Raw genomic sequence first — 3,350 nt, 5'->3', positions numbered from 1 at the left:
TATGAAGAGGTGTACCTGCGGGCCTATGACAGCGTCAGCGAGGCGCGCAGCTCGATCGGCCGATATCTCGACTTCTATAACAGCAGGCGTCCCCATTCGAGTCTTGACGGCACCACGCCGGATCAAGTCTACTTCACCCCGCTGCCACTCCGCATGGCAGCCTAACCCCGGCAGAGGCTCCACCTATCGACGCGGAAACTCTGTTCAGACAACCGGGACCAGCTCTGAGCGCGCCGATAACATCAGATGACAAAGGACATGTCATGGCGAATGAACAAATCATGAAGGATGTCAGCGGTGCGACACTTCGTAATGCTAACAATGGAGAGCGCGGCCACCCGCTCGAAGCCGGTACCTCACGAGCAGTAAATGTAGACGAGCCTCGCGGCAACGAAGCATTAGCCACGAACCACCGAACAGCTGGCGCTTCGCATCGTCACGCCCGAAATCTTGACGACGGGGAGCGGGGGAGATCCGGCAAAAGTGCTACACTTGAGTGGCCCAAAGCTGCGTCAAACTCGCCCGCGACGCGGCGCGATGATGGCATGTTGCTGCACAGGGCGTTGCAAGGGACCCACAGTATGGAACTGAGAGGGGGTACGAAGCGTACCTGGGAGGCCGCCGGGTTGCCAGCGGGGAATGGCGAGGAGGGGACGAGCGTGCAGGAAAGCGAGTCCTTTGGGATTGCTGGCGGTCACAAGAGGACTCGGGTGCTAGGTGAAATGGCCAGCGCTGTTGCGGCGTCGTCCACGGATAACCGTATTGGTGATACGCTTGCATCAGACGGGGCAGCGCATCATGACTACTTCGATGACTTCACCGATGCCGATTGGGCCGAGTGGGACGAGCCACCGAGTGATGGAAACACCGTTTCCGACGGTATGGGTAAAAAAATCGACGACCGAATGGAAAGGCTCGCTGCTATCACGATTGACCTGCCAAGCCAAAGAAAGGCTCGATCGGGCAACAATGCGCAAGCCAATGGAGCTGAAACGTCTGTACTGCGTGGGCCACAAGCTGTGCCAAAGTCGCTAGCGGCGCGGCGAAATGCTTTGCTAGACGCGCACGATATGGAACAGAGAGACGGTAAGGAGCACACGTCGGAAACTGTGGGGCTGCCGGGGAGGAATGGCGAGGAGGTGGCGGGTGTGCGGGAAAACGAATCTCGTAGGAGTGCCAGCGTCCATGAGGGGAGGCGATCAAGGGGACTACGTGAAAGGGCCAACACCGGTGCGGCGTCACCGCGCGCGCACAGCCGTATTCATGGCGTGCGAGCGTTCGATGGGACGATGCTTGATGACTACTTCAGTAATTTCACCGACGCTGATTGGGCGAAGTGGGACGAGCTGAATACAGCGTCACTCGATAAAGGTAAAGCAAAAATCGACGTTCAAATGGAAAGACGGTCTGCCATCACGATTGACTCGCCTGGGCAAGCAATGCCTCGATCAAGCGGACGAGGTGAAGGGGCCAACACCGTTGCGGCATCGTCATCTGGCGCCAGCCATATCGGTGGCACGCCTGCGTCAGAGGCGCATCATGACTATCTCCGCGATTTCACCGACGCCGATTGGGCAGAGTGCGACGAACTATTGAGGGAGGTGGAAGCACAGCGGTCGCTCGATAAAGGTAAAGCAAAAATCGACGTTCAAATGGAAAGACCGGCTGCCATCACGATTGACGCGCCTGGACAAGCAACGCCTCGATCAAGCGGACGAGGTGAAGGGGCCAACACCGTTGCGGCATCGTCATCTGGCGCCAGCCATGTCGGTGGCACGCCTGCGTCAGAGGCGCATCATGACTATCTCCGCGATTTCACCGACGCCGATTGGGCGGAGTGCGACGAACTATTGAGGAAGGTGGAAGCACAGCGGTCCTTCGATAAAGGTAAAGCAAAAATCGACGACCAAATGGAAAGGCCAGATGCCATCACGTCTGGTCTACTAAGCCAAGAAACGCTTCGATCTAGTACAGGACAGACCATCGAATGCATAGAGATCGGCGGCGACAATCTACTGATCGGGCACGAGTCGGAGCCGAAATGGAATCACGCGATGCTCTTCGAAACCCCTCAGCAGCATTATCGCAGGACAGGAAGATGGTTGACCAAGAATGAGTACGACATCAAGTCAGTGCTGATTAAGATAGGCGGTCCTGGCGGTAGCTACGTGCCCAGAAGCGAGTTGTATTTGCGACTTGGACCGCGGGGATACGGCGAGGCAATGGACATGTGCGAACTCTCTCGCCAAACATTTAGTGAACGAAGAACGGACGGGCCACTCTCTTTTGAGACGCCAGGCGGGAGGAGAACCTGTCTCCACAACTACAGATTCCCACGACAAGCAGGTACCTTCAATCCAGACATTCTTATCCAAAATGACAGCGGTGGCTTCGTGGGCATTTGGCCAAAACTGAATAACGTAACAACTCTGGCGAGTCTGACACGAACATTCGGCGCAAAAGGAGTGTGGCTTAAGGGTGCCGATAACACCTACATGACGGAGCGCGCTTATAATCTTAGGGTGCCGGAAGGAGCAGAGGGAGCCTTTGCGAAGTTCATTGCGGGAGATGATGCGAGCCAGTTCTCACGCGCGCGAGACGACCGCAAGCGCGGTCGAGGTGCGGACATGGGCCGGTAACTTGGTCGCGAAATAGGCGTACCCGGGATCGTTGGCTCTTAGAGAGGGGCGAGTCTCGGATGATGAAGGAATTCAATGGAGCTAGAGTGCGAACTGTGTGGGCGGACCAAAACCGGCGCGCGACCCTCAAGAAAGGGTGGAGCGCGGAGGCAATCAGCCGAAGGCGAACCGTTCTGGTTATATGACATCAAGCACGGGACGAGCAGGAGCGGCGCACTGCGCGACAACCAGAGCCAGTCACAGTAGAACGATGAATGCCAGCAAAACGACGCAATTAAGCGCGGTTCTGAGCATCGTTTGCGCGCTGGCCGCGGGCGTTTGTGCAGCAAGTCTGTACACGACGTGCCGGACGTCGATCTCGCGATCATGCGGCGTCTCGACCGGCTGCATCTGGAGTTTCCCTTCGCCGGTTCGCGAATGCTGAGAGGCTGTGAGCGTCACGATAGGATCACCGGTGCCCGGGCTTGACTTGCGCGGAATGCTCTGGATAGCGCGGTCGGGATGATTGACGCCGCCGGGGCGCCGTGATGGGGTGATCCCGGTTCGGAGCGGGCAACGGGATCAGGATGAACAGCGAGTCGCAGCTGCGCGAGAAGCTTCGGAAGATCGAGGCGTTGTTCGTGGGTGCCGCCACTGCTGGTGAGCGCCTTGCGGCGGAAGCCGCGCTGCAGCGGGTGCGGGCCCGGGTCGAGGAACTCGCTCGCCACGATC

3 protein-coding genes are annotated in these 3,350 nt (G+C 58.1%); 2 read left to right on the top strand and 1 reads right to left on the bottom strand.

The genetic code is table 11. From position 1 onward, the window contains the following. Both C7G61_RS42260 and C7G61_RS42255 read left to right on the top strand, forming a co-directional pair. On the top strand, nucleotides 1-165 hold a 165-nt coding region (locus C7G61_RS42260), incomplete at its 5' end, for an integrase core domain-containing protein (protein WP_145963817.1). 494 nt (nucleotides 166-659) lie between these two features. After that, complete coding sequence (locus C7G61_RS42255; protein WP_145963816.1) at nucleotides 660-2,639, top strand: hypothetical protein; 1,980 nt, start codon at nucleotides 660-662, stop codon at nucleotides 2,637-2,639. A gap of 237 nt (nucleotides 2,640-2,876) precedes the next feature. Here the strand turns inward: C7G61_RS42255 and C7G61_RS45420 are convergent, their stop codons facing one another. Next, nucleotides 2,877-3,029, bottom strand: coding sequence for a hypothetical protein (locus C7G61_RS45420; RefSeq protein WP_190242266.1), 153 nt, complete (start codon nucleotides 3,027-3,029; stop codon nucleotides 2,877-2,879). Between the last annotated feature and the right edge of the window lie 321 nt (nucleotides 3,030-3,350).

The organism is Bradyrhizobium algeriense (assembly GCF_003062295.1).
In the GTDB taxonomy this organism is placed as follows: domain Bacteria; phylum Pseudomonadota; class Alphaproteobacteria; order Rhizobiales; family Xanthobacteraceae; genus Bradyrhizobium; species Bradyrhizobium algeriense.
Note: the sequence above shows the minus strand (reverse complement) of the source record. Positions and strands in the feature narration are given on the sequence as shown.

What these genes read in the sequence shown, in the direction of transcription:
- C7G61_RS45420 (WP_190242266.1), bottom strand. Translation starts at nt 3,029, where the DNA reads ATGCAGCCGGTCGAGACGCCGCATGATCGCGAGATCGACGTCCGGCAC.